Genomic DNA, 24,040 nt, shown 5'->3' with positions numbered 1-24,040 from the left:
GTCGAGCTGCGGGGTGGCGCCGCGGCGCCCGCGGAGGCGCGGCTGCTGCGCGCAGGCGACCCGCACACCCTGCCCGTGGCGCCCGAGGGCGTTCCCTATGGGACGAGCGTCGTCTCGCTCAGGATCCACGAGGGTCGCAAGCACCAGGTCAAGCGCATGCTCAAGGCCGTGGGGCACGAGGTGCTGCGCCTGCACCGCGACGAGTTCGGGCCCCTCGCCCTCACGGGCCTCATGCCCGGCCAGTGGAGGCCCCTCGACGCCCGCGAGCGCGCGGCGGTCGAGGCCCTGGCCACGGGGGAGGTGCCCTCGCATGCCAGGGGATAGGCAGCGCATCCTCCTGATGCGACACCCCGAGACCACGGCGAACCTCGCCGGCACGCTCTCGGGCAGGAGCGACGTGGACCTGAGCCCGGCGGGGGAGCGCCAGATGGCGCGCGCCGTCGAGGCGCTGGTGGCCTGGGAGCCCGACCGCGTCTGGTCGTCGCCCCTCTCGCGCTGCCTCGCCATCGCGCGCGAGGCGGCCTGGAGGCTCGGCGTGCCGCTCGAGGTCAGGCAGGAGCTGGCCGAGATCGAGTTCGGTCCCGCGCAGGGCCTCACGGTGGGTGAGCTCAGGGCCATGGGGTACGATTTCCCCTGGGCCCCTGGGTCCCGACGGACGCTCGCGGGCGCCCGAGGGGGCAGAGTGCTTCGAGGAGCTCTTCGCGCGCGCCCACGGCCTGCTCGAGGCGCTGAGGCCTCTCGGGGGCCGCACGGCCTGCGTCACCCACGGGGGGCTCACCAGGGCGGTCCTGGCCTCGGCACTCCAGATTCCGCTCACGAGCTTCTGGAGGCTGCGCCTGCCCAACGTGAGCTCGCAGGTCCTCGCCTGCGACGGCACGAGCTACACCCTCGTCGCCATCGGGCTCGCACCCGAGGAGGTGCGGCGCAGGGCGGAGGATCCCTCCCTCCTGGGCAGGGACACGACCGAGAACATCGCGGAAGGTAGTGTGAAGTGATCGTTGCAATCGACGGGCCTGCCGGCTCCGGAAAGTCAACCATAGCGAGGGCGCTCGCGCGCGAGCGGGGCCTCACCTACCTCGACACCGGCGCCATGTACCGCTGCGCCACGCTGCGCTGCCTGCAGAGGGGGGTTGACCTGGCGGACCGCGAGGCCGTGGTGAGGGTCGCCGAGGCCTGCGGCATCGGCTTCGGCACGGCCGAGGACGGCTCCCAGACGGTCTTCGAGTCCGGCGAGGACGTCAGCGCCCAGATCCGCTCCGCCGAGGTGGACCACAACGTGTCAGCGGTGGCGGCCGTCCCCGCCGTGCGTGCCGCCATGGTGGCGCGCCAGCGGGAGCTGGGGCGCTCCGGCAACGTCGTGGCCGAGGGCCGCGACATCGGCACCGTGGTGTTTCCCCAGGCCGACGTGAAGGTCTTCCTCACCGCCGACCCCGCGGCCCGCGCCCACCGCAGGGCGGTCCAGCGCGCCGGCGGCAACAGCACCACCGACGCCTCGGCGCAGGCGGACGGCGAGGAGGAGCGCAAGATCCTGGAGGACATCGTCCGTCGCGACCGCCTCGACTCCTCCCGCGAGGAGTCCCCCCTGAGGCCCGCCGAGGACGCCGTGCACATCGACTCGTCGAGCCTGAGCGTGGAGGAGGAGGTCGCGCTGATCTCGGCCCTCATGGACCGGGTCGCCTCGGGTGAGAGGGACTCCGGCGACGACGTCCCGGCGGTGTCCCAGGCGGCCTCCGGAGGCGAGGCGGGGACGGTCGGCGTGCCCGCCGCCGACTCCATGCCCGCCGGCACGCCCGTCCCGAATCCCGAGTCCGACGCCGCCGCGCGCAGGCTCGCCGTCGAGCCGGGCGAGGGCAGGATGCGCGCCTTCGCGGGAAACTCCTTCGACGACTATTACGACCACCGCATGGCGGACTTCCCGCTTCCGGCGCGAGCACTTCTCGCCCTCGCGGTCTGCCTGGTCGGGGCCCTCACCAAGCTCGTCTGGCCCTGGAGGATGGTGGACGGCCGCAAGCTTTGGGACGAGAGGCGCGGGCGCGTCATAGTCATGAACCACGTCTCCATGCTCGACCCGATCCCCGTCGTGGTCTCGCTCTGGGCCCACGGCCAGCGCGTGCGTCCCGTCTACAAGAGCGAGTTCGACGGCAACAGGTTCGTGACCTGGCTCTTCTCGCGCATCGGCGGCATCCCCGTGGTGAGGGGCACGGCCGACATGAGCTTCGTGCGCCGCTGCGTCCGCTCGCTCAGGAGGGGTGAGTGCATCCTCATCTTCCCGGAGGGGACGCGCGTCAGGTCGCAGGACCAGCCCGTCGAGCTCCACGCGGGCTTCGCCCTGGTGGCCCAGCTCGCCAAGGCGCCCGTGCAGCCCCTCTCCATCGTTGGCGCCCTCAACATCACGCCCGAGGGCACGCACTGGAAGAGGCCGGGCAGGGTCTGGTGCAAGGTCGGAGACTGCCTCGAGTTCGGCGACCTGGGCGTGAGGGGCCGCAAGGCCCAGGCGAAGGCGATGGAGTCCCTGGCGATGGATCGCGTCTATGCCATGCGCGACGAGCTCCGTCGGGAGCACCCGGGCAAGCTGTAGGGGAGAAGAGATGCCAAAGATCCTGGTCGCCGACGAGGCGGGCGCCTGCTACGGCGTGAACCGCGCGCTCCAGATGGTGAGGGACGCGACCCGCGACGCCAGGGGTCCCATCCACACCCTGGGCCCCCTCATCCACAACCCCAGCGTGGTGGGCGAGCTCGAGAGCCGCGGCGTCGGCGTCGTCGCCTCCGCGGCGGACGCGCCTGGCGGCACGCTGGTGCTGCGCACGCACGGCGTCACCCCCGAGGAGGAGGACGCCGCCCGCGCCTCCCACGACGAGGTCCTGGACGCCACCTGTCCCTTCGTCATCCGGGCGCACAACGCCGCGGAGAGGCTCGCAAGAGAGGGTTACCAGGTCCTCATCCTGGGCGAGGAGGGGCATCCCGAGGTCGAGGGGACCTTGGGGCACGCCCCCCAGGCGCTCATCGTGGGCGGGCCCGAGGACCTCGAGGGCGTCAGGCTCGCGCGGCGCGTGGGACTCGTGGTGCAGACCACCCAGTCGCGCTCCCGCCTGCGCGCGCTCGTGGGGGCCCTCATAGGCAGGGTGGACGAGCTGCGTGTCGTCGACACCATCTGCGAGGCCACGACCCTGCGCCAGGCATCCGCGGCGAAGCTCGCCGCCCAGGCGGACACCATGGTGGTCGTGGGCGGCCGCATGTCCGCCAACACCCGCAGGCTCGCCCAGATCTGCGAGGCCTCCTGCCCGCGCACGCACCACATCGAGGGCGCGTCCGAGCTCGAGGCGCCCTGGTTCGACGGGGCCGAGCTCATCGGCGTGACCGCCGGCGCCTCCACGCCCCAGTCCCAGATCGACGAGGTCGTCGAGCGTATCGGCGAGCTCGTGGGGGAGGGCTGATGGAGGCGGGAGAGGGCAGGCTCAAGCGTGCGGACTACGCCTCCACCCGACCGCAGGCGGACGGGGCTTGGATCCAGGCCGTCGAGGACGGGAGCCCCGCCTGGGAGGCAGGCCTCGAGCCGGGCATGCGCGTGGACGCCATCAACGGGCACCCCCTGCGCGACCTCATCGATTGGCGCTGGGAGGGGGCCGACGCCTACTGCGAGCTCGAGGTCTTCGACCCCGATGACGGCCAGTCCTACTCCTGCGAGCTCGAGCGCGAGCCCGGGCAGGACTGGGGCGTCGAGTTCACCGACGTGCTCTTCGACGGCATCCGCACCTGCGTCAACGCCTGCCAGTTCTGCTTCATGAGGATGCTCCCCGAGGACGCGCGCGCGTCCCTCTCGCTCAGGGACGACGACTACCGGCTGTCGTTCCTCCAGGGCAACTTCGTGACGCTCACCAACGTGGGGGACGACGACCTGGAGCGCATCGTCCGGTGCCGCCTCGAGCCCATGAACGTCTCGATCCATGCCATATCGCCCGAGGTCAGGAGGTCGCTCATCGGCCCGCGCGCCATGAGGGGCGTCGAGGTGCTGGAGCGGCTCTGCGAGGCGGGGCTCGAGGTGCACGGGCAGATCGTGCTCTGTGCCGGCATCAACGACGGCGACGAGCTCAGGCGGACCCTCGACTGGGTGGAGGAGAGGCCCAACATCAGCTCCATGGCGCTCGTCCCCATGGGCTACACCAAGTACTCCAAGCAGTTCTCGGAGTCCTTCTCGGAGGACGTCGAGGCGTCGCGGGCCGTGGTGAGGCTCATCGAGCCCTACCAGGAGCGGGCCAGGCGGGAGCTGGGGCGCACCCGCTTCCAGCTCTCGGACGAGTTCTACGTGGACGCCGAGCTGCCCGTCCCGCCGGCCGAGACCTACGACGGCTACCCGCAGTTCTATGACGGCATCGGCATGCTGAGGAGCTTCCTGGACGAGGCGGACGAGCTCTGCCGCACGCAGGGCGGGCTCCTCAGTGGCCTGAGGTCGCGCCTCGAGGAGCGGGGCATGCGCGCGCTCGTCGTCTGCGGCGAGGCTGCGGAGCCCACCATCTCGAGCTTCTTCGAGCGGTGGTCGGCGGGTCGTGCCGGCTGCGTCGCGATTCGCAACGACTACTACGGCGGGGACGTCAACGTGACCGGGCTCATCGTGTCCTGCGACCTGCTCGCGCAGCTGCCCCAGGACCTCTCGTTTACGGTGGTCGTGCTGCCCGAGGTCATGTTCAACTTCGACAAGGTCACCCTGGACGGGGACAGCCAGGCACACATCCTGGACGAGATCCGCTCCCGCGGGGGGCTCCCGCTGGTGAGCCAGTCCTCGCCCGGAACTATGGTCGCAGCCCTCGCCGGGACCTTCGGGCTCTAGGGCCTCGTCGGGCGAGGGCCACGTGCCTCGACGCCTCCCGGCAGGGGAGGGGCGCCCCTGCCGTGGCTTTGCTGTGCGCGGACCCCGCCGCCCGGGGCTCCCAGGGCGCGCATGCTAGACTTTTCCCAGGAATCTGCAGCAGGAACAGCAAGGAGCATCATGTCCAAGCCCATAGTCGCCGTGGTCGGCAGGCCCAACGTGGGGAAGTCGACCCTCGTCAACCGCCTGGCGGTGAACCGCGACGCCATAGTCCACGAGTCGCGCGGCGTGACCCGCGACCGCTCGTACCACACGACCGACTGGAACGGCCGCGAGTTCGTCCTCATCGACACCGGCGGCATCGAGTCCGCCAAGAGCAAGGACGTCTTCGCCCCGCGCATCCGCGAGCAGGCGCTCGCCGCCTGCGACGAGGCGGACGCCATCATCTTCGTGGTGGACGGCACCGTCGGCGTGACCGACGAGGACGAGGAGGTCGCCCGCGTGGTCAGGAAGTCGGGCAAGCCGGTCTTCCTGGTGGTCAGCAAGATCGACGACCCCGCCCGCGAGCTCGAGTCCTGGAACTACTACTCCCTGGGCGTGGGGGAGCCGCGTCCCATCTCGGCCGGGCACGGCCACGGCACGGGAGACCTCCTCGACGAGGTCGTCGCCGTGCTCCCGGACGAGGAGGACGAGGAGGGGCCGGCGGACGACGCCCTCAACGTGGCCATCATCGGCCGTCCCAACGTGGGCAAGTCCTCGCTCGCGAACCGTCTGACCAAGAGGAACCGCTCCATCGTCTCGGACGTCGCGGGCACCACGCGCGATGCCATCGACAGCATGATCGAGTGGAAGGGCACGCGCATCCGCCTCGTCGACACCGCGGGCATGCGCAAGAAGAACCTGGTGCACGAGGACGTCGAGTACTACAGCCTGGTCCGCGGCCTCGAGGCCATGGACCGCGCCGACGTCTGCATCCTGGTGGTGGACGCCTCGGTGGGCGTCACCGAGCAGGACCAGAAGCTCGTGGGCATGGCGGTGGACCGCGGCTGCGCCCTCGTGGTGGCCCTCAACAAGTGGGACCTCGTCACCACCGAGAAGCAGCGCGACGACGTGGCGGCCACCCTCGCCCAGCGCCTCTCGTTCGCCCCCTGGGCGCCCTCGGTCAACATGAGCGCCCTCACCGGGCGCGCCACCGACAAGATCCTCGAGGCTGCGGTCAAGGCGGCGGCGAACCATGCCTGCCAGCTCAAGACCTCGCAGCTCAACGCCCTCCTCACCCAGATCCGCGAGGGCGGGCACACCGTCACCGACAAGGGCCGCCGCCTCAAGGTCCACTATGGCGTGCAGACCGGCCAGAGGCCTCCCGTGCTCACCTTCTGGTGCAACGCGCCGGACCTCGTGGACGACAACTACGAGCGCTTCATGGAGAACCGCCTGCGCCAGGCCTTCGACCTCACGGGAACCCCCGTCAGGCTCAAGTTCCGCCTGAGGGAGGAGGGGCGCAGATGAGCCCGCTCGCCCTGGCGACCGCCGCCTGCATGCTCGCGTCCTTCCTCGTCTGTGGCATACCCTTCGGCCTGCTCATCGCCAAGGGCTCGCGCGAGCACGTGGACGTGCGCACGGTGGGCTCGGGCAACATCGGCATGACCAACGTCGCGCGCTCCGCGGGTGCCGCTGCGGCGGCGCTCACCCTCGCCTGCGACGCGGGCAAGGGCATGGCGTGCATGCTCCTCTCGCACCTAGCGCTCTCCGATTTCGTGTTTGGGGGAGACTGGGCCGCCGCAGGCGTGGAAACCCCCTTCGGCTGGGCCCTCGCCCTGGTCTACCTCAGCTGCGTCATGGGACACGTCTTCTCCCCCTACCTGGGCTTCAGGGGTGGCAAGGGCATATCGGTCGGCTTCGGCGCGGCCCTGGGGCTCCACTGGCCCCTGGCGCTCGCCATCCTCGCCGTGTTCTTCGTCCTCGCCATACCCTCGCGCTACGTCTCGCTTGGCTCCGTCGCCGCCGCTGCCGCCCTTCCCGTGGTGGGGGCCCTCATGGGCTTCGGGCCCTGGGTGGAGCTGCCCTTGGCCGTCACCGCGGTCGTCGTCATTTGGTCGCACCGCACCAACCTGAGGAAGCTCGCCAGGGGAGAGGAGCGTCGCTTCAGCGTGCATCGCGGCTCGTCCGACAAGCGCGACGAGGAGGGGGGGTCGCGATGAGCGGGAGGGTCGCCGTCATCGGCACGGGGTCCTGGGGCACGGCGGCGGCCGGCCTCGTTGCGGGGCATGCGGACGAGGTCTGCATGCTCGCCCGCTCCGATGAGGTGGCCCGCTCCATCAGCGAGCTCCACCGCAACCCGCGCCACCTCAGCTCCTACGAGCTGCCCGCGAACGTCCGTGCCACCACGAACGCCGCAGAGGCGCTCGCCGGGACGGGCCAGGTCCTCGTGGCGGTGCCCTCCTCCTTCCTGAGGGCCACCCTCGCGTCCTGTGCGGCCGCGGTCCCCGACCCCGCCGGGCTCCTGGTGCTCACCAAGGGCATCGAGCCGGGCAGCCACCTGCTCATGACCGAGGTCGTGGCCCAGGAGCTGGGGCATCCCCGTCGCATCGCCGCGCTCTCGGGCCCCAACCACGCCGAGGAGATCTCGCGCGGGATGGTGTCCGCCGGCGTCGTCGCGGCGGAGGACGAGGCCCTCGCCCGCGACTTCCAGCGGCTCCTCCACTCGACCAGCTTCAGGGCCTACCGCTCCCGGGACGTGCGGGGCGTCGAGGTCTGCGCCGCCGTCAAGAACGTCATCGCCATCGCGTGCGGGGTCTGTGCCGGCCTGGGCATGGGCGACAACGCGCTCGCCGTCCTCATGACTCGCGGCCTCGCCGAGGTGGGGCGCATCGTGAGCGCCCTGGGCGGCGACACCCTCACCTGCATGGGGCTCGCCGGCATGGGCGACCTCGTCGCCACCTGCACCTCGCGCCACTCGCGCAACCGCAGCTTCGGCGAGGCGTTCGCCGCGGGCGAGACGCTCGAGTCGTACGAGGGCCGCACCCGCATGGTGGTCGAGGGTGCCCGCGCGGCGGTGAGCGTCTGGGAGCTTGCGTGCGAGATGGGCATAGAGACCCCCGTGACCCATGCCGTACACGCTATCCTGTACGAGGGAGTCAGACTCGAGGAGGCGGCCGGGCTCCTCTTGGACCGCGGGCCCAACGAGGAGTTCTACGGTCTCCGCACAAACGAATAGGGGATGTGCTGATGCTTGACCATGACGTGAGGGTGGCGCCGTCGCTGCTCTCGGCAGACTTCACCAGGCTCGCGGACGAGCTCGACGACATAGCCACGGCGGACCTCCTCCACTTCGACGTCATGGACGGTCACTTCGTGCCCAACCTCTCGTTTGGCGTGGGGGTCCTCTCGCAGGTCAAGCGTGCCACGGACCTTCCCGTCGACGTGCACCTCATGGTCTCGAACCCCGAGGAGTGCGTTCCCTGGTACCTCGACGCCGGCGCCGACGTGGTGAGCTTCCACTGGGAGGCCCAGACGCACGCCCGGAGGCTCGTCTCGCTCATCCACGAGGCGGGGGCCAAGGCGGCCGTGGCGCTCAACCCCGCGACCCCCGTGTCCTGCCTCGAGGAGCTCGTCGACGAGCTCGACATGGTGCTGGTCATGACGGTCAACCCCGGCTTCGGGGGCCAGGGCTTCATCGAGGGCTCCCTCGCCAAGCTCCGCCGCCTCAAGGCCCTCTGCTCCGCCCATGGCGTGAGCCCCAGGGTCGAGGTCGACGGGGGCATCTCGGCCGGGAACGCCGCCGCCGTGGCGGCGGCGGGAGCCGACGTGCTCGTGGCGGGAAGCGCCGTCTTCGGCGCGCAGGACCGCGCCCAGGCCATCCGGTCCATCAGGGACGCGGCCCTAGGCGGACTCGCGAGGCGCGCCTGATGCCGTCCGATGCCCCCCTCTACCTCGACTACGCCGCCTCGGCCCCGCTCTGCGACGCGGCGCGCGAGGCCGAGCTCGACTACGAGTCCTCCCGCATCGCGGGGGCGAACCCCAACTCCCTGCACAGCCTGGGTCGCGAGGCCGCCCGCGCCCTCGACGGCGCCCGCCGCGACCTCGCCCGCTGCCTGGGCGGCGGCTTCAGGCCCATGGACGTCACCTTCACCTCGGGCGGCACCGAGTCCAACAACCTCGCCCTCCTCGGCATGGCCGAGGCGGCACGCGAGAGGGACCGCAGGCGAACCAGGGTCCTGGTCTCCGCCATCGAGCACGACTCGGTCCTGGACGTCCTGCCCCCGCTGAGGGGCCGCGGCTTCGAGGTCAGGCTCGTGAGTCCCGACCGCCATGGCGTCGTCACCCCCGAGGCGGTGGGCGAGCTCCTGGGCCCGGACGTGGCCCTCGTCTCGGTCATGTGCGCCAACAACGAGACGGGCGTGGTGCAGCCCGTGGCCGCCATCGCGCGGAGGGCGCACGCGGCCGGCGCCCTCATGCACACGGACGCCGTCCAGGCCTTCGTCAGGATCCCGCTCGAGCTCGGGGACGTGGACGCGGTCTCCCTCGCCGCCCACAAGATCGGCGGCCCGGTGGGCGTGGGGGCGCTCGCCCTGCGCAGCCGCTGCCCGCTCAGGCCGCAGTCCTTCGGAGGCGGCCAGGAGCAGGGGAGGCGCGCGGGCACGCAGGACGTGCGCGGCGCGCTCGCCTTCGCCGCCGCCGCCCGCTCCTGCTCGGACGGGCTCTCCGAGCGCCGTCGCCTCGTCGCCTCCCGCGCCCAGGGCCTCTACGACCGCCTCTGCGTCCCCGGAACCGGCATCGAGGCGAGCGTCTCCCCCCAGATGGACGAGGGGCGTCTGCCCGGCATGGTCTCGCTGCTGGTGCCGGGCGTCGACTCCGAGACCCTGGTCCTCTCGCTCGACGAGGCGGGGTTCGAGGTCTCGGCCGGGTCTGCCTGCTCGTCGGGATCGCTGGACCCGAGCCACGTGCTCTCGGCCATGCGGATACCCCGCGAGCTCGCCCTTTGCTCCCTGCGCGTGTCCTTCGACGAGCGCGTGGGGGAGGACGACCTGTCGCGCTTCGCGGACGCCCTGCTCGCCCTCGTGCGCAAGAAGGCCGGGGCGTAGCGGACCGCCTCGCGCGACAGCAAGCCCGCCGGCACGAACCACCTGCGACCAAACACCATGCCCCCAAGGAGGCGGCACATGAAGGAATCCCAGGCACTGCTCAGGCTCCAGGAGATCGACCTCCAGCTCCTCAGGCTCAAGCGCCAGCTCTCGGCCATGCCCCAGCAGAAGAAGCTCCAGGCCATCGCCCAGGCCAAGCGTAAGCTCCAGGGCGAGCTCGCCAGCATAGTGGGCCAGCGCAAGGACAGCGAGATGGACGTCGAGGACTCGGAGGCCGCGCACGACAAGTTCGTCGTCCTCATGGACGAGGTCAAGGCCCAGGCGGCGGAGCGCCAGGCGGACTACCGCCAGCTCACCGACCTCGAGGCGCAGCTCACCTCCCTTGCCAAGAGGCTCGAGAAGATCGAGTTCACGCATGGCGAGAAGGTCGAGCTCCGCGACCGCCTGCGCAAGGCGGAACGCAACGCCCGTGGCGTCATGGCGCGCCTGGACGAGGAGGCGGCCTCCCAGCAGGAGGCCTTCGAGCGGGCGTCCGCGGACCTCATGGCCGAGGTGCGCAAGCTCGCGGCCGAGCGCAAGTCCGTCGTCGCAGACCTCTCGGGCGAGGTGCTCGCGCGCTACGAGGCCGCCTCGAGGCGCTTCGGGGGCCTCGCCGTGGAGAGGCTCGCGGGCAACCTCCCCTCGGTCTGCCGCGTCAAGCTCCAGCCCAGCCAGTTCTCGGACCTCAGGCGCGCAGGCGCAGAGGTGACCGAATGCCCCTACTGCCACCGCATGCTGGTGTTCGAGGGGGCCTTCGATGAGGTCGAGTAGGGTCCTTCTCGCCGTGTGCGGCGGGATCGCCGCGTACAAGGCGGTCGAGCTCATGCGGGGCCTCCAGAAGGCGGGCTGCGACGTGCGCGTCGTCATGAGCGAGGACGCGACGCGCTTCGTGGGCCCTACGACCTTCGAGGCCCTCTCGGGACATCCCGTCACGACGAACCTCTACGGCTCAGGAGAGGGTCCGATCCCCCACGTCGAGCTCGCCGACTTCGCCGAGCTCGCGGTGGTGGTCCCCGCCACGGCCAACGTGATGGCCAAGATGGCCGCGGGGATGGCGGACGACGCGCTCTCCACCACGCTCCTCGCGTTGGGCTGCCCCGTGCTGGTCGCCCCCGCCATGAACCTGCGCATGTGGCAGGCCCCGGCCACCCAGGCCAACCTCGCCACCCTGCGCTCGCGTGGGGTGCGCTTCGTCATGCCCGACTCCGGCAGGCTCGCCTGCGGCGCCGTGGGCACGGGCAAGCTCGCGCCCGTCGGGCAGGTCCTCGCGGCCGCCCTCGACCTCCTGGGCGGGGAGGCGCGCGACCTCGAGGGCCTTTCCCTCGTGGTCACGGCGGGGCCCACGCACGAGGCCATCGACCCGGTGCGCTACATCGCCAACGCATCGAGCGGGAAGATGGGCTTCGCCCTCGCGCGCGAGGCGGCGAGGAGGGGCGCCTCCGTCACGCTGGTGGCAGGGCCCGTCTCGCTCCCCACGCCCGAGGGGGTGAGGCGCGTGGACGTGGTTTCCGCCGCCCAGATGCACGATGCCGCCCTCGCTGCCTTCGACGGTGCGGACGTGGCGGTGTGCGCCGCCGCCGTGGCGGACTACACCCCTGCCGAGCCCGCGGACCACAAGCTCAAGAAGGCAAGGGAGCCGCTCGACTCCATCCGCCTGGTGCGCACGGCGGACGTCCTGGCCGAGCTCTGCGCCCGCAAGGGACGGCGCGTCGTGGTGGGCTTCGCCGCCGAGACCGACGAGCTCGTCCCCAACGCCCGCGCGAAGCTCCGCGCCAAGGGAGCCGACCTCATCGTGGCCAACGACGTCTCGCGTGCGGACTCGACCTTCGGCTCCGAGACGGACGCCGTGACGCTGGTCGACGCCTCCGGCGAGCTCGAGCTTCCCTGCCTGCCCAAGGACGAGGTGGCGCGCCGCGTCATGGACCGCGTGCGCGAGCTCGCCCTTCCCCGGGACCAGGGCTAGGGGGCGCGCATGGGAATCCTCATCGGGCTCGAGCGCGTCGACATGGAGTGGCCCAACAAGCGCGTGCTCGAGGGTCAGACCATCGGCATAGACGAGGGCGACCGCATAGGCATCGTGGGCAGGAACGGAGACGGCAAGTCAACCTTGCTCGAGCTCATCGCGCGCGAGGTGGAGCCGGATGCCGGCGCCGTCACCTGGAGGAACGGCATCAGCGTGGGCGTCCTGGGCCAGTCGGACGCTCTCACGGACGACGAGACGGTCGAGCATGCCGTGGTGGGGGAGCAGCCCGAGTACGTCTGGGCCTCCGACCCCCGCGTGCGCGGCGTCATCGACGAGCTCCTGGGGGACATCGACTGGCACGCCCGCGTGGGCGAGCTCTCGGGCGGGCAGCGTCGCCGCTGTGACCTTGCGCGCGTGCTCGTGGGGCGCTGGGACGTCCTCCTCATGGACGAGCCGACCAACCACCTGGACATGCAGGCGATTGGCTGGCTGGCCGACCACCTCAAGGGGCGCTGGCCCCAGGGGCGGGGGGCGCTCCTCCTGGTGACGCACGACCGCTGGTTCCTCGACGAGGTCTGCGACCACATGTGGGAGGTCCACGACGGCGCCATTGACCCCTTCGAGGGCGGCTACTCGGCCTACGTGCAGCAGCGCTTCGAGCGCCAGAGGCAGGCGGCCGTCATGGAGGAGAGGCGCCAGAACGTCCTGCGCAAGGAGCTCAACTGGCTCGCCCACGGCGCCAAGGCGCGCTCGAGCAAGCCCAAGTTCCGCATCGACGCGGCCATGGAGCTCCTCGCCGGCGACCCGCCCCTGCGCGACACCGTGGAGCTCAGGCGCATGGCGGTGAGCCGTCTGGGCAAGCAGGTCATAGAGATGAGGGGAGCGTCCTTCTCGTATCCCGGCTCGGACGCCCCCGTCGTCTCGGGCGTCGACTGGATCGTGGGACCGGGAGACCGCTTTGGCATCCTGGGAGAGAACGGCGCCGGGAAGTCGACGCTCCTCTCGCTCATGACGGGCAGGCTCCGTCCCAGCTCGGGGAGCGTGAGGATCGGCGCCTCAGTGCGCTTCGGCATCCTCTCGCAGAACCTCGGGAGACTCTCCGAGAGGGACGGCTGGCGGGTCCAGGAGCTCCTCTCGAGCTACAAGAGCTACTACGTGGTGGACGGCAGGCAGCAGAGCCCCGAGCAGCTGCTCGAGCGCCTGGGCTTCGACCGTCGCGAGTTCGCGAGCTTCGTGGGCGAGCTCTCGGGTGGCCAGCGCCGCCGCCTCGCCATCATGTGCGTCCTCATGGAGGAGCCCAACGTCCTCGTCCTGGACGAGCCCGGCAACGACCTCGACACCGACATGCTGGCCGTGCTCGAGGACCTTCTGGACGGGTGGCCCGGCACGCTCCTGCTCGTGAGCCACGACCGTTACCTCATGGAGCGCGTGACCGACGACCAGTTCGCCCTCCTTGACGGGCGGGTCCGCCACGTGCCAGGCGGCGTGGACGAGTACCTGAGGCTCCTCGGCGAGCATGAGCCCGCCGACGACGGCGCACGGGCCCGCATGGCGACGGCGCCCCCACCCGCTCCCGCCGAGGAGGGGGGAGGGGCGCGCCTCTCCAACGCCGAGCGCCGCGAGTTCAAGAAGCGCTACGATGCCGTGACGCGCCGCCTCGAGCGGTTGGAGGGGGAGCCGGAGCGCCTCGAGGCAGAGATGGCGCAGGTGGACGCCTCGAACTACGAGGCCCTCATGGCGGCGCAGGCGTCGGTCGACGCGGCGCGCGCGGAGCAGGCCTCGCTCGAGGACGAGTGGCTCGAGCTCGGCGAGAGGCTGGGCATCGAGTAGGAAGAGGGAGGGAGATTCCGTGTGCTGGAACTCCTGAGGAGGTATCTGGGGCCGTATCGCGCCAAGGCGGCCTTCGGCATGCTCGCAAAGGTCGTCGAGGTGGTCTTCGAGCTCCTCGTGCCGGTCATTGTGGCGTCCATGGTGGACGTCGGCGTGGCGCGGCACGACGGAAGGGCCATCGCCCTCAGGGGGGGGCTCCTCGTGGTCCTCGCCCTCGTGGGCTTCTGCTTCACGACGGTCTGCCAGAAGATGGCGGCACTGGTATCGCAGGGGATGGGGACCGACCTGCGCGAGGCGAGCTTCGCCAAGGCCGTGGGCCTCTCGGCCGTCGACGTCGACCGCCTGGGCCCCGCCTCGCTGGTCACGCGCATAACGAGCGACGTCAACCAGGTCCAGCTCGCCATCGCCCTGGGAATCCGCCAGCTCATACGCTGGCCCTTCCTGGGCGTGGGCTCCATCGTGGCCGCCCTCCTCATCGACTGGAGGCTCGGCCTGGTCTTCCTGGTCTGCACGCCCGTCATCGCCCTGGTGTTCTGGGCCGTGCTCTCGCGCTGCGTGCCCTACTTCCGGAGCATGCAGGAGAAGCTCGACCACATCTCGCTCCTGGTGAGGGAGGCCCTGGGCGGCGCGCGCGTGATGAGGGCCTTCCGCCGCGAGGACCACGAGCGCGGGCGCTTCCGCGTGGCGGCAGCCTCGCAGGCCGCGGACGCCATCGCGTCGGGACGTCTCTCGTCCCTGCTCAACCCCACGACGCTCCTCGTCATGGACCTGGGGGTCGTGGTCATCCTCTGGCTGGGCGGGGTGCGCGTCGACTCCGGTGCCCTCACCCAGGGGAAGGTCATCGCCTTCGTCAACTACATGACCCAGACACTCCTCTCCATCGTCTACATCGCCAACCTCGTGGTGGTCTTCACCCGCGGCGCCGCCTCGGCGCAGAGGCTCGTGGAGGTGCTCGACTGCGAGCCGAGCGTGGTGGACCTCGCCAGCGGGCCGGTCGAGCCCCTGGCGGACGCCCCCGCCCTCGAGCTCGAGGGGGTCTCGTTCGCCTACCCGGGCGCGGCGGTGCCCGCCCTCGACGGCGTGACCCTCACGCTCGCGCGCGGGGGGAGCCTGGGGGTCATCGGCGGCACGGGCTCGGGGAAGTCGACGCTCGTCTCGCTCGTGCCCAGGCTCTACGACGCGGCCTCGGGCAGCGTCAGGGTCCTGGGGCATGACGTGCGGGAGTACCCCAGCGGACAGCTGCGCTCCCACGTGGGGCTCGTGCCCCAGAAGGCGGCGCTCGTCTCGGGCACCGTCCGCTCCAACCTCCTGTGGAGGAAGGGCGACGCGGGCGACGAGGAGCTCTGGTCCGCGCTCGCCACCGCCCAGGCCGAGGACTTCGTCCGCGACAAGGAGGGCGGCCTCGACGCCGTCGTCGAGGCCGGCGGGAGGAACTTCTCCGGCGGGCAGCTCCAGCGCCTGACCATCGCCCGCGCCCTGGTCGGCGAGCCCGAGCTCGTCGTACTGGACGACTCCGCCTCGGCCCTCGACCTCGCGACGGACGCCCGCCTGCGCGCGGCCCTCGCCCGCGACCTCTCGCAGAGCGCCCGCGTCATCGTGTCCCAGCGCGTGTCCAGCGTGCGCGGCTGCGACCAGATCCTCGTGCTCGACCACGGGCGCCCCGCGGGCCTCGGCACGCACGAGGAGCTCGTGGGGGGCTGCCCCCTCTACAGGGAGATCTGCCTCTCGCAGCTCTCCGAGAGGGAGGTGCTCGCCTGATGGCCAACCCATACCAGGCCGGGGGGTCCAGCGCCGGCCTCGTCTCGTCCGTCCGGGGAGGGGGCGCGTCCCTCTCGCCCAAGGGTGCCGGCGTGGCGGAGGGCCTCTCCGCGGGAGCGGTGCTCCGCAGGCTGGGGCGCTACGTGGCCCCCCATGCCGCGTCGCTCGCGACCTCGTTCGTCGCGTCCATGGCCTCGGTGGCGCTGCAACTCTACGTCCCCATCCTCATCGGGCGGGCCATCGACGCCATGGCCTACGGTGGGGGCACCGCGGCGCTCGTCCCCGTGCTGAGGACGCTCGCCGCCGTGGTCGTCGCCGCTGCATCCTGCCAGTGGCTCTCGGGCTACTTCGTGAGCCGGCTCGCCTTCGAGACGGTGCGCGACCTGCGCGACGACGCCTACGACCACCTCTCGGACCTGCCGCTCGCGACCATCGACGCCCATCCCCACGGCGACCTCCTCGCTCGCGTGGTGGCCGACGCCGACGCGGTGGGCGACGGCCTCCTCCAGGGGCTCAACCAGCTCATGGGCGGCATCGTCACCATCGCGGGGACCATAGCCTTCATGTGCTCCATCTCGGTCCCCGTGGCGCTGGTGGTGGTGCTCCTCACGCCGGCCCTGGCCCTCGTCGCCTCTCTCATAGCCCGCCGCTCGTCCTCGAGCTTCGCCGCCCAGCAGGGCATCCAGGGCGAGCTGGGGGGCTACGTGGAGGAGGTCATGGGCAACCAGCGGCTCTTCACGGCCTTCGCCCGGGCGGACGGCGCACGCGAGCGCTTCGCCGAGATCAACTCCCGCCTCTACGAGTCGGGCGAGAGGGCCCAGTTCGTGAGCTCGCTCACCAACCCCGCGACGCGCGTCGTCAACAACGCGATCTACGCCGTCGTCGCCGTGGTGGGCTGCCTCTGCGTCATCGGCGTGGGCCCCAGCCCGCTCACCGTTGGCCAGGTGCAGAGCTTCCTCTCGTACGCCAACCAATACATGAAGCCCTTCAACGAGGTCTCGGCCGTGGTGGGCCAGGTGCAGGGTGCCTTCGCCTCCGCGCGCAGGCTCATCGAGCTCATGGACAGCGAGTCCCAGACCCAGGACGCGCCCGATGCGGTCGAGCTGGTCGATCCCAAGGGCGCGCTCGAGCTCGAGGACCTGCACTTCTCGTACGAGCCCGGTCACGAGATCATCCGTGGCCTCAGCCTCTCCGTCCCGGCGGGCGGGCGCTTCGCGCTCGTGGGGCCGACGGGCTGCGGCAAGACCACCCTCATCAGCCTCCTCCTGCGCTTCTTCGACCTCGACTCCGGTCGCATCCTGGTCGACGGGCAGGACGTCTCGGGGCTCAGCGCCAGCAGCCTGCGCGCTGCCTTCGGCATGGTGCTGCAGGAGACCTGGCTCTTCGAGGGGAGCGTGCGGGACAACATCGCCTACGGCCGGCCCGACGCCACGGACGCCGAGGTGGAGGAGGCCGCCCACAGGGCCCACGCCCACAAGTTCGTCATGCAGCTTCCCCAGGGATACGACACCCCGGTGGGGGAGGGCGGCGGCAGCCTCTCGCAGGGGCAGCGCCAGCTCCTCTGCATCGCCCGCGTCATGCTAGCCGATCCCCCGGTGTTCCTGCTGGACGAGGCGACGAGCTCCATCGACACCCGCACCGAGCTGCAGGTGCAGGACGCCTTCGACCGCATGATGGTGGGACGCACCTCGCTGGTCGTGGCGCACCGCCTCTCCACCGTCCGCAACGCCGACTGCATCGTGGTCATGGACGCGGGCAAGATCGTGGAGATGGGCACCCACGACGAGCTCCTCGCCCGCGGCGGATTCTACGCCCGCCTCTACCAGAGCCAGTTCGCGCTCTCGTAGGCCTGCGCCCAGCTGCGGACGCGACGGGAGGGGACCCTCTCGCCTGGGGCCGTCCCTCCCACGGCCGCTACCGCTGGCGGCACGCCGGCTCCCCCGCATGCCACCAGCGACATAAGATGTCAACGCATGTGCCGCGTCAGGAGGGGGAAGCATGGAGAAGCGCTGGTATGACGTCGCCGTGGTCGGCGCGGGGGTGAGCGGTTGCGCCACGGCCCGGGAGCTCTCGCGCTACGATGCGAGCGTGCTGGTCCTGGAGGCGCTGGACGACGTGTGCTGCGGCACCTCCAAGGCCAACTCCGCCATCGTGCACGCGGGCTTCGACGCCGCCGAGGGCACGCTCATGGCACGCCTCAACGTCGAGGGCAACGCGATGTTCCCCCAGCTCTCACGCGACCTCGACTTCCCCTTCGAGCAGGTCGGGTCTCTGGTGGTCTGCCTGGACGAGGGGGCACGGCCCGACCTCGAGGCGCTCCTCGACCGAGGTGCCGCGAACGGCGTCCCGGGACTGCGGATAGTCGAGCGTGACGAGCTGCGCCAGATGGAGCCCAACGTCTCCGACGAGGCGGTCTGCGCGCTCTGGGCCCCGACGGGCGGCATCTGCGACCCCTGGGGCCTCTGCTGCGCGCTGGCGGAGAACGCCGCCGCGAACGGCGTCGAGTTCCGCTTCGACGCCAGGGTCGCCGCCATCAACCGCGACGAGGAGGGGCTCTGGCGCCTGCGGCTCGAGGGCGGCGGGGAGGTCGTTACGCGCACGGTGGTCAACGCCGCGGGCGTGCACGCCGACGAGCTGCACAACATGGTCTCGCCACGGCGCATGACCATCGTGGCGCGCCGCGGCGAGTACGAGCTCCTGGACACCACGGCAGGCGCGCACGTGCGCCACACCGTGTTCGCCCTTCCCACCAAGATGGGCAAGGGCGTGCTCGTCACCCCCACCACCCACGGCAACCTCCTGGTGGGGCCCACCGCCGACGACATCGACGACAAGGACGACACGTCCACGACCCCCAGGGGAATGCGCTCGGTGGTCGAGAAGAGCGCCCTTACGGTGAAAGACGTCCCCTTCCGCGAGACCATCACCTCCTTCTCGGGCCTGAGGGCGCACCGTCCCGAGCACGAGTTCGCCATCGGGGAGGTTCCTGGCGCCCCCGGCTTCATCGACTGCGCGGGCATAGAGAGCCCGGGCCTCACGGCGAGCCCCGCCATCGGCGTCATGGTCGCCGGCATCGTCCGGGACATCCTGGGCCTCGAGCCCAAGGAGGGCTTCGTGGCGACGCGCAGGGGCTTCGTCGACCTGGACAAGGTCTCGCCGGACGAGTGGAACGCCCTCGTCGAGGGGGATCCCAGCTACGGGACCATAGTCTGCCGCTGCAGGAGGGTGAGCGAGGGACAGGTCCGCGACGCCTGCCGCCGCGTTCCGGGCGCGCGCTCCGTTGACGGGGTCAAGCGCCGCGTGACGGCCACGATGGGCCGCTGCCAGGGTGGCTTCTGCTCGCCCCGCGTCATGCAGATCATCTGCGAGGAGGTCGAGGGGATGGACATGCTGCACGTGAGCAAGTCCGGTCCCGGCTCGGAGTACGTAGTGGGGCTCGCGAAGCGGCCCGTCGAGGGAGGCGAGGCTCGTGGCTAGCGCGGAGCGCCATGACGTGGTGGTGATCGGAGGTGGCTCCGCCGGCCTCGCCGCGGCGATCGCGGCACACGACGCGGGGGCGGGGGACGTCCTCGTGCTCGAGCGCGAGAGGCAGCTCGGCGGCATCCTCAACCAGTGCATCCACAACGGCTTCGGCCTCCACACCTTCAAGGAGGAGCTCACTGGGCCCGAGTACGCCGCGCGCTACGTGGCGCAGGCGGCCGAGCGCAAGATTACCCACCTGCTCAGGACCACCGTCCTGGACGTCTCGGCCGACAGGGTGGTGACGGCCGTCAACGCCGAGCGTGGCGTCTTCCGCATCGAGGCCGGCGCCGTCGTGCTCGCCATGGGCTGCAGAGAGAGGCCGCGCGGCGCGCTCGGCATCGCGGGGACGCGCCCTGCCGGCGTCTACACCGCCGGCTGCGCCCAGAGGCTCGTCAACATCGACGGCTACCTGCCCGGGCGCGAGGTCGTGGTGCTGGGCTCGGGCGACATCGGGCTCATCATGGCGCGCCGCCTCACCCTCGAGGGGGCGCACGTCGCCTGCGTGGCGGAGCTCATGCCCTACTCGGGAGGCCTCAAGCGCAACATCGTGCAGTGCCTGGACGACTTCGGGATCCCCCTCTACCTCTCGCACACCGTCGTGGGCGTCGAGGGAAGGGGACGCGTCGAGGCGGTGACCATAGCTCGGGTGGACGAGACCCTTCGTCCCATCCCGGGGACCGAGAGGCGCTATGAGTGCGACACCCTGCTCCTCTCGGTGGGACTCCTGCCCGAGAACGAGCTCAGCCGCCAGGCGGGAGTCGAGCTGAGCCCCGTGACCCGCGGGCCTGTGGTGGACGAGTCCCTCCAGACCAGCGTCCCGGGCATCTTCGCCTGCGGCAACGTCCTGCACGTCCACGACCTCGTGGACTACGTGAGCGAGGAGGCTGCCGTCGCGGGGAGGTCCGCCGCGGCGTGGGCTCTGGGAGGGGGACGGGCGGCTGCCTCAGATGCCATGCCGACCGAGCACGAGCTCGTCTGCGGGGAGGGCGTCCGCTACACCGTCCCCGCGCACCTCTCGCCCCAGAGGATGGGGGAGAGGCTCACCTTGCGCTTCCGCGTGTCCGGCGTGTACCAGGACTGCCACCTGAGCGTCTATGCTGGCGAGCGGCGCATCGTGCACCGGCGCAAGCAGGTCGTCGCCCCCGGCGAGATGCAGGAGGTCGTGCTGCGGCGCGACCAACTCCAGGGGCTGCACGGGGGAGAGAAGATCCGCGTCCTGCTCGAGGAGGCATAGGTGCCATGGAGACCAGGGAACTCACCTGCATACGTTGCCCGAGGGGCTGCCAGGTCGAGGTGACGCTCGACGGCGACGAGGTCGTGGGGGTCAGGGGCAACGCCTGCCCCCGCGGTGACGCGTACGCGCGCAAGGAGGTCTGCGACCCCACCCGCGTCGTGACCACTACGGTGCCCGTGGAGGGGTCGGCAGTCGCCACGGTGGTCTCGGTCAAGACGGCGGGCGACGTCCCCAAGGCGCGGGTGCTGGACGTCGTGCGTGCCCTCGCGGACGTGAGGCTCGCGTCCCCCGTCCGCATCGGGGACGTGGTGCTGGCAGACGTCTGCGGCACGGGCGTGGACGTCGTGGCCACCAAGGACGTCTAGGGGGGCGGACGGCGGGAGCTCCCGTCACGCCTCCCAGCGGAAGTGCGCGAGGTCGACCCTCCCGTCGGGGAGGAAGCCCACGCCCTCTCCCTCGAGGAGGTCCCTCTGTGCGTCCGGACCCCCGAAGGCGAATCCCGGCGCGAGCCTGCCGTCTGCGAACACGATGCGATGGCAGGGCACGCCCCCGGCCATCCCGGGGCTCTGGTGCATGGCAAAGCCCACGTAGCGAGCGCGACGCGGCTCGCCCGTCATCGCCGCGACCTGGCCGTAGGTGGCCACGCGCCCACGCGGCACCTGTCGCACCACGTCATAGACGCGCCCGAAGAAGCCCTTGTCCGCCATGTCCGTCCCCCTGCCTCGCGCTGGAGCCGCCATCGTGCCCGTCGTCCCGGCGGTGGAGTCCGCATGGTGTTGGAAAAGCGACAGACATCGCGCGCGCCGGGAAATAGCATGCATCCCAGTATCGTCTACCGAAGGGAGGGGCGCATGTATAACGTGGCGCTCGTGGAGGCCCAGAGCCTCAAGGACTATCTGAACGGCAAGCTCCAGAACGGCGATGCCGGCTTCGTGGGAGACCTCTTCGCGGGGGAGTTCGTATCCTTCGTTATCAACCCCCACTCCGGCGAGTACACCGTCATCTCCAAGGCGTAGCTCCCGCACGGCCCCTTGCCAGCGGCCACATGTGGCGCCTCGGGCCCGTTGCCACCCCTGCGGTGGCGGCGGGTCCCTTGCGTCGGGGAGCGTCGTCCGTGGAGCATCGTCTTCCGTGCAGACTGCCGGCAGTCTGCACGGAAGGTCGGGGCAGTCTGGCGTCAGTCTGCGGCGAGCCCATTTTGGAACGTGGTCCCTCGTGCCCCTCATGTCGCGGCCCGTCCCCTAGCCTCTTCCCAAGGAGGACGAAGGGAGGGGCGTCTTGGGAGCGCGCGTCAGGAGGGGGAGGAGAAGGGCGAGGGCCCTGAGGCTGCGTGGCGGGGCGGTCTGTCTCGCCTGCGTGCTTGCGTCGTTCTGGCTGGGGAGGTCCCTCTCGCCCGGCGGGGTCCTTTCCGGCGTCGATGCAGTCGCTCTGTTTCGGGCGATCGTCCCTGGCTACGGGTTGAGGCGCCCGCACGCGAGGGTGCGGAGCGAGTGGGACGAACGGGCGAGTCCCGACTACTATCGCGTGGTCGGCCTCGCGCTCGTGGACGTGGAGCTCGCGGACGGGGAGGTCAGCTACGCGGAGCTGGATGAACTCGGGAGGTCCGGGCAAGCTGCCGCGAGGGTGAGTTGGGACATGGTCCGGGAGGGCACCTCTCGCCCAAGGGGGGACATGCAGGCCCTCAGCCCCTCGGGATGGGGGCACAACGAGAAGGTGGACATACCGCTGGCGCGCGGGAAGGCATACCACGGCTACTTCTGGAACCGCTCCCACCTCGTCGCGAAGTCACTGGGCGGGGCCGAGGTCGTCCAGAACATGGTGTGCGGCACGCGCATGCAGAACGTGGGGTCAAACGACGAGACGGGTGGCATGGCCTTCTGCGAGACGCTCGTGCGCGACTGGCTCGAGGCTCACCAGGAGGGGAGCGTCACCTACGTCGCCACCCCGCTCTACGAGGGCGAGGAGCTCGTTCCCCGCAGCGTGATCGTCGACCTGATGTCCAGCGACGGCTCGCTGGACCTCGAGGTGGAGGTGTACAACGCGGCGCGGGGATACCTGATCGACTACGCCACAGGCGAGTTCGAACGGGTGGGGGAGTAGGGTCCTGGCCCACAAGAGCCTGCGCGGACGCGGTCTCATGGAGGAAGGTAGGCCGTAGGATCGAATTGCTCGGTTATGTCACGTCTGATTGCGGAACACTTTTTGCCTAACGCCTAAAATGGTAAGATGTACCAAATTTATTAATATATTTTGGTATATCTTACCATAGGAGGAAGCCACGAAGAAGGATGAGCTCATATCCCTCATGCAAGGTTGCGCAGGCCGAATCACCACGAAGCAGGCCCGGGAGGCGGGCTTCTCTTCGAGCATGCTCCAGCTGCTCGTCTCGCAGGGGGTCGCGGTGCTCGAGAGTCGTGGGGTGTATGCCCTTACGGAGACGCCGCCGGATGACTTCGCCGTAATCGCGCTGAGGTGGCCGAGGGCGGTGTTTCGCTGCAGCAGCTCGCTCTACCTGCACGGTCTGGTGGACTTCGTCCCCGGTGTGTACGAGGTTGCACTCCCGCGGGGCTACAAGGAGGGACACATAATGGAGGAGTTTCCCAACTGCCTCGTCACGCACGAGAACGAGGCGCTTTACGGCCTTGGGGTGGCCTCCGGGCATTCTCCCACCGGAACTCCGCTCGCCCTCCACGACTGCGAGCGTAGCATCTGCGACCTGGTGCTCTCCCGCAGACGTGATGAGGCCGACGCGCAGCTTCTGGGCCAAGCGATGGGCTCGTACTTCTCCTTGCCAAACAAGGATCTTCCCCGACTTGCGCGATACGCCAACGCCATGGGCATCTCGCCTGAGCTTCAGACCTACCTGGAGGTGCTCTCGTGACCATCAAGAGCGACGCGAGCCTGCGTGGCAAGGCGAAGGCACTCGCCAAGGAGCATGGACTGTCAGCCCAGGAGCTGATGCAGCGCTACTTCTTCGAGCACTTCCTGATGAGGCTCGAAAGGACTAGGTATCGCGAGCACTTCGTCATAAAGGGTGGTCTTCTGCTTTCTGCCATGCTGGGCGTGGCCCAGCGAACGACCATGGATCTCGATGCAACGGTGCGGGCAATGAAGCTTGACGCGGAGAACCTCTCAATAGCAATAGAGGAAATCTGCACTGAAGATCTGGACGACGATGTGACCTGCAAGCTCGAGCGCGTGGAGCCCATTCGCGAGGATGACGACTACGGTGGATTGCGAGCCCACCTCATCGCCTCCTTCGGACGCATGAGGACGCCACTCAAAATAGACGTCACGACGGGTGACGTTATTACCCCGCATGAGGTTGAGTATGAGTTCCCGACTCTTTTCGAGGAGGGCACGATTCATGTGATGTCGTATCCCCTCGAGACGTGCATCGCAGAGAAGTTCGAGTCGATTGTCAAGCGTGGTGTCGCGACGACCCGCGCCCGCGATTTGTACGACCTTGCGACCCTCACGAGACTGTACGAACGGGAAATCAGGTGGGACGTCCTCGCGAACGCACTGCGTCGTACGTCCGAGCACCGAGGGACCTGGCACATGATGAGAGACTACGAGCGCGTGAGTCGAGAAATAGAGAATTCGACAGAGATTGCACGAATTTGGAAGGCATACGTGAGGCTTAACCCCTACGCCGCGGTCGTGACGGCGGAGGACTCAATGCGGTGTGTCCGTGAGATCGGCAGGATTCTGGAGCTGTAGGGACAGATTCGACAGCAAGTGGTGTTCCCCGATGCGCTCATGCATGGCGCATAAATCAGTGGACGCTCGCCGATTCGAAAATA

22 protein-coding genes and 2 pseudogenes are annotated in these 24,040 nt (G+C 70.2%); 23 read left to right on the top strand and 1 reads right to left on the bottom strand.

From position 1 onward, the window contains the following. The 19 genes and pseudogenes from HMPREF1008_RS10675 to HMPREF1008_RS07910 all read left to right on the top strand — a co-directional run. A pseudogene (locus HMPREF1008_RS10675) lies at window positions 1-324 on the top strand (rRNA pseudouridine synthase); the annotation flags it as partial. Further along, window positions 311-574, top strand: a pseudogene (locus HMPREF1008_RS11085) (histidine phosphatase family protein); the annotation flags it as partial. The pseudogenes HMPREF1008_RS10675 and HMPREF1008_RS11085, both read left to right, overlap by 14 nt. A gap of 28 nt (window positions 575-602) precedes the next feature. Continuing rightward, window positions 603-995, top strand: coding sequence for a histidine phosphatase family protein (locus HMPREF1008_RS07990; protein WP_009279354.1), 393 nt, complete (start codon window positions 603-605; stop codon window positions 993-995). Then, window positions 992-2,578: a (d)CMP kinase gene (cmk, locus tag HMPREF1008_RS07985; RefSeq protein ID WP_009279353.1), complete on the top strand. Its 1,587-nt coding sequence runs from the start codon at window positions 992-994 to the stop codon at window positions 2,576-2,578. The genes HMPREF1008_RS07990 and cmk overlap by 4 nt, the downstream gene beginning before the upstream one ends. 10 nt (window positions 2,579-2,588) lie before the next feature. After that, complete coding sequence (gene ispH, locus HMPREF1008_RS07980; RefSeq protein ID WP_009279352.1) at window positions 2,589-3,434, top strand: 4-hydroxy-3-methylbut-2-enyl diphosphate reductase; 846 nt, start codon at window positions 2,589-2,591, stop codon at window positions 3,432-3,434. Beyond that, window positions 3,434-4,825, top strand: a complete 1,392-nt coding sequence (locus HMPREF1008_RS07975; protein ID WP_009279351.1) for a DUF512 domain-containing protein — start codon at window positions 3,434-3,436, stop codon at window positions 4,823-4,825. The genes ispH and HMPREF1008_RS07975 overlap by 1 nt, the downstream gene beginning before the upstream one ends. Window positions 4,826-4,984: 159 nt before the next feature. Continuing rightward, on the top strand, window positions 4,985-6,313 hold the full coding sequence (gene der, locus HMPREF1008_RS07970; protein WP_009279350.1) for a ribosome biogenesis GTPase Der: 1,329 nt from the start codon (window positions 4,985-4,987) through the stop codon (window positions 6,311-6,313). After that, window positions 6,310-7,005 (top strand): glycerol-3-phosphate acyltransferase, encoded by a 696-nt coding sequence (locus HMPREF1008_RS07965; protein WP_009279349.1) that lies wholly within the window; start codon window positions 6,310-6,312, stop codon window positions 7,003-7,005. The genes der and HMPREF1008_RS07965 overlap by 4 nt, the downstream gene beginning before the upstream one ends. Then, on the top strand, window positions 7,002-8,021 hold the full coding sequence (locus HMPREF1008_RS07960) for an NAD(P)H-dependent glycerol-3-phosphate dehydrogenase (protein WP_009279348.1): 1,020 nt from the start codon (window positions 7,002-7,004) through the stop codon (window positions 8,019-8,021). Before HMPREF1008_RS07965 ends, HMPREF1008_RS07960 begins: the two co-directional genes overlap by 4 nt. 11 nt (window positions 8,022-8,032) lie before the next feature. Next, entirely contained in the window at window positions 8,033-8,713 is a 681-nt protein-coding gene (gene rpe, locus HMPREF1008_RS07955; RefSeq protein WP_009279347.1) for a ribulose-phosphate 3-epimerase, read from the top strand. Further along, window positions 8,713-9,888 carry a cysteine desulfurase family protein gene (locus HMPREF1008_RS07950; protein WP_009279346.1) on the top strand — a complete coding sequence of 392 codons (1,176 nt, stop codon included), beginning with the start codon at window positions 8,713-8,715 and terminating at the stop codon, window positions 9,886-9,888. Before rpe ends, HMPREF1008_RS07950 begins: the two co-directional genes overlap by 1 nt. Before the next feature lie 78 nt (window positions 9,889-9,966). Beyond that, window positions 9,967-10,698 (top strand): zinc ribbon domain-containing protein, encoded by a 732-nt coding sequence (locus HMPREF1008_RS07945; RefSeq protein WP_009279345.1) that lies wholly within the window; start codon window positions 9,967-9,969, stop codon window positions 10,696-10,698. Further along, window positions 10,685-11,890, top strand: coding sequence for a bifunctional phosphopantothenoylcysteine decarboxylase/phosphopantothenate--cysteine ligase CoaBC (gene coaBC / locus HMPREF1008_RS07940; protein ID WP_009279344.1), 1,206 nt, complete (start codon window positions 10,685-10,687; stop codon window positions 11,888-11,890). Before HMPREF1008_RS07945 ends, coaBC begins: the two co-directional genes overlap by 14 nt. A 9-nt stretch (window positions 11,891-11,899) precedes the next feature. Then, entirely contained in the window at window positions 11,900-13,720 is a 1,821-nt protein-coding gene (locus tag HMPREF1008_RS07935) for an ABC-F family ATP-binding cassette domain-containing protein (protein WP_009279343.1), read from the top strand. A 21-nt stretch (window positions 13,721-13,741) separates the two neighbouring features. Continuing rightward, window positions 13,742-15,478 carry an ABC transporter ATP-binding protein gene (locus tag HMPREF1008_RS07930; protein WP_009279342.1) on the top strand — a complete coding sequence of 579 codons (1,737 nt, stop codon included), beginning with the start codon at window positions 13,742-13,744 and terminating at the stop codon, window positions 15,476-15,478. Next, a complete protein-coding gene (locus tag HMPREF1008_RS07925) occupies window positions 15,478-17,325 on the top strand; it encodes an ABC transporter ATP-binding protein (RefSeq protein ID WP_009279341.1) in 1,848 nt (615 codons plus the stop codon). Before HMPREF1008_RS07930 ends, HMPREF1008_RS07925 begins: the two co-directional genes overlap by 1 nt. Window positions 17,326-17,476: 151 nt before the next feature. Then, window positions 17,477-18,955 (top strand): NAD(P)/FAD-dependent oxidoreductase, encoded by a 1,479-nt coding sequence (locus HMPREF1008_RS07920; RefSeq protein WP_009279340.1) that lies wholly within the window; start codon window positions 17,477-17,479, stop codon window positions 18,953-18,955. Further along, complete coding sequence (locus tag HMPREF1008_RS07915; RefSeq protein WP_009279339.1) at window positions 18,948-20,234, top strand: NAD(P)/FAD-dependent oxidoreductase; 1,287 nt, start codon at window positions 18,948-18,950, stop codon at window positions 20,232-20,234. Before HMPREF1008_RS07920 ends, HMPREF1008_RS07915 begins: the two co-directional genes overlap by 8 nt. Before the next feature lie 5 nt (window positions 20,235-20,239). Continuing rightward, window positions 20,240-20,599 (top strand): DUF1667 domain-containing protein, encoded by a 360-nt coding sequence (locus HMPREF1008_RS07910; protein WP_009279338.1) that lies wholly within the window; start codon window positions 20,240-20,242, stop codon window positions 20,597-20,599. Window positions 20,600-20,623: 24 nt separating this feature from the next. Here HMPREF1008_RS07910 and HMPREF1008_RS07905 read toward each other — a convergent pair whose 3' ends face one another. Beyond that, window positions 20,624-20,941 carry an MGMT family protein gene (locus HMPREF1008_RS07905; RefSeq protein WP_009279337.1) on the bottom strand — a complete coding sequence of 106 codons (318 nt, stop codon included), beginning with the start codon at window positions 20,939-20,941 and terminating at the stop codon, window positions 20,624-20,626. A gap of 144 nt (window positions 20,942-21,085) precedes the next feature. Between HMPREF1008_RS07905 and HMPREF1008_RS10485 the strand changes: the two genes are divergently transcribed. The 4 genes from HMPREF1008_RS10485 (at window position 21,086) to HMPREF1008_RS07885 (ending at window position 23,957) form a co-directional block, all read left to right on the top strand. Continuing rightward, window positions 21,086-21,250, top strand: coding sequence for a hypothetical protein (locus HMPREF1008_RS10485; RefSeq protein ID WP_156797625.1), 165 nt, complete (start codon window positions 21,086-21,088; stop codon window positions 21,248-21,250). Window positions 21,251-21,512: 262 nt separating this feature from the next. Further along, the gene (locus tag HMPREF1008_RS07895; protein WP_009279335.1) at window positions 21,513-22,334 is read left to right on the top strand and encodes a DNA/RNA non-specific endonuclease; all 822 of its coding nucleotides are present in this window, start codon (window positions 21,513-21,515) and stop codon (window positions 22,332-22,334) included. Window positions 22,335-22,539: 205 nt separating this feature from the next. Beyond that, entirely contained in the window at window positions 22,540-23,115 is a 576-nt protein-coding gene (locus HMPREF1008_RS07890) for a type IV toxin-antitoxin system AbiEi family antitoxin domain-containing protein (protein ID WP_009279334.1), read from the top strand. After that, window positions 23,112-23,957, top strand: a complete 846-nt coding sequence (locus HMPREF1008_RS07885; protein ID WP_009279333.1) for a nucleotidyl transferase AbiEii/AbiGii toxin family protein — start codon at window positions 23,112-23,114, stop codon at window positions 23,955-23,957. Before HMPREF1008_RS07890 ends, HMPREF1008_RS07885 begins: the two co-directional genes overlap by 4 nt. Window positions 23,958-24,040: the final 83 nt, after the last annotated feature.

The sequence above is a fragment of the Olsenella sp. oral taxon 809 str. F0356 genome (assembly GCF_000233535.1).
In the GTDB taxonomy this organism is placed as follows: Bacteria; Actinomycetota; Coriobacteriia; order Coriobacteriales; family Atopobiaceae; genus Olsenella_I; species Olsenella_I phocaeensis.
The sequence above is the reverse complement of the archived record's forward strand: the minus strand, read 5'-3'. Positions and strand labels throughout refer to the sequence as shown.

Bases quoted from the DNA above. Each gene is read 5' to 3' on its own strand.
- HMPREF1008_RS07925 (WP_009279341.1), top strand. From the start codon at position 15,478: ATGGCCAACCCATACCAGGCCGGGGGGTCCAGCGCCGGCCTCGTCTCG.
- HMPREF1008_RS07975 (WP_009279351.1), top strand. From the start codon at position 3,434: ATGGAGGCGGGAGAGGGCAGGCTCAAGCGTGCGGACTACGCCTCCACC.
- HMPREF1008_RS07945 (WP_009279345.1), top strand. From the start codon at position 9,967: ATGAAGGAATCCCAGGCACTGCTCAGGCTCCAGGAGATCGACCTCCAG.
- HMPREF1008_RS07965 (WP_009279349.1), top strand. From the start codon at position 6,310: ATGAGCCCGCTCGCCCTGGCGACCGCCGCCTGCATGCTCGCGTCCTTC.
- HMPREF1008_RS07960 (WP_009279348.1), top strand. From the start codon at position 7,002: ATGAGCGGGAGGGTCGCCGTCATCGGCACGGGGTCCTGGGGCACGGCG.
- rpe (WP_009279347.1), top strand. From the start codon at position 8,033: ATGCTTGACCATGACGTGAGGGTGGCGCCGTCGCTGCTCTCGGCAGAC.
- HMPREF1008_RS07910 (WP_009279338.1), top strand. From the start codon at position 20,240: ATGGAGACCAGGGAACTCACCTGCATACGTTGCCCGAGGGGCTGCCAG.
- HMPREF1008_RS07935 (WP_009279343.1), top strand. From the start codon at position 11,900: ATGGGAATCCTCATCGGGCTCGAGCGCGTCGACATGGAGTGGCCCAAC.
- der (WP_009279350.1), top strand. From the start codon at position 4,985: ATGTCCAAGCCCATAGTCGCCGTGGTCGGCAGGCCCAACGTGGGGAAG.
- ispH (WP_009279352.1), top strand. From the start codon at position 2,589: ATGCCAAAGATCCTGGTCGCCGACGAGGCGGGCGCCTGCTACGGCGTG.
- HMPREF1008_RS07950 (WP_009279346.1), top strand. From the start codon at position 8,713: ATGCCGTCCGATGCCCCCCTCTACCTCGACTACGCCGCCTCGGCCCCG.
- HMPREF1008_RS07905 (WP_009279337.1), bottom strand. From the start codon at position 20,941: ATGGCGGACAAGGGCTTCTTCGGGCGCGTCTATGACGTGGTGCGACAG.
- HMPREF1008_RS10485 (WP_156797625.1), top strand. From the start codon at position 21,086: ATGTATAACGTGGCGCTCGTGGAGGCCCAGAGCCTCAAGGACTATCTG.
- coaBC (WP_009279344.1), top strand. From the start codon at position 10,685: ATGAGGTCGAGTAGGGTCCTTCTCGCCGTGTGCGGCGGGATCGCCGCG.
- HMPREF1008_RS07920 (WP_009279340.1), top strand. From the start codon at position 17,477: ATGGAGAAGCGCTGGTATGACGTCGCCGTGGTCGGCGCGGGGGTGAGC.
- HMPREF1008_RS07890 (WP_009279334.1), top strand. From the start codon at position 22,540: ATGCAAGGTTGCGCAGGCCGAATCACCACGAAGCAGGCCCGGGAGGCG.